The following is a 436-nucleotide window of genomic DNA, read 5'->3' on the forward strand; positions in this document are numbered from 1 at the left end:
TGCCCGATTTGGCTGGCAGAAGGCTCCAGATAAGTTACTCCTGCCCCTTGGTCGCGTGCGGCCACTTCAAACGCGCAACGGGTGCGGGTCGATGTTTTCTCAAAAATCAGGGCAATGTTTTTTCCCTGCATCCGCTGCACCTCGTTTCCTGCTTTTTTAGCGGCTTTCAATTCGGCGGCAAGGTCGAGGTAGACGGTGATTTCTTCGGGCGTGAAATCCAAAAGTTTCAGGAAATGGCGGTTTTTCAGGCTCATGTCGTATTTCTCTTTTCTAGCGTGGGCGTTGCCCAACATTTTTCTCCGTGCAGATTTCGTCGGGCTTCCACCGACCTTCTGCTGCTCAATTTTTTAACGTGCGAAGCCTGCCCGAAGCATGGCCCCTTATCCTCTATCAAAACTCAAAACAAGGCCGTCTGAACCTCGCCTCGCTCCAAGGC

At 52.3% G+C, this 436-nt stretch carries 1 pseudogene; it reads right to left on the reverse strand.

Annotation, left to right across the window (positions count from 1 at the left end):
* Positions 1-254, reverse strand: a pseudogene (locus ACTHUF_RS11370) (ornithine carbamoyltransferase); the annotation flags it as partial.
* Positions 255-436: the final 182 nt, after the last annotated feature.

It is taken from the genome of Neisseria sp. P0024.S006, from assembly GCF_051956595.1.
Classification (GTDB): Bacteria; Pseudomonadota; Gammaproteobacteria; order Burkholderiales; family Neisseriaceae; genus Neisseria.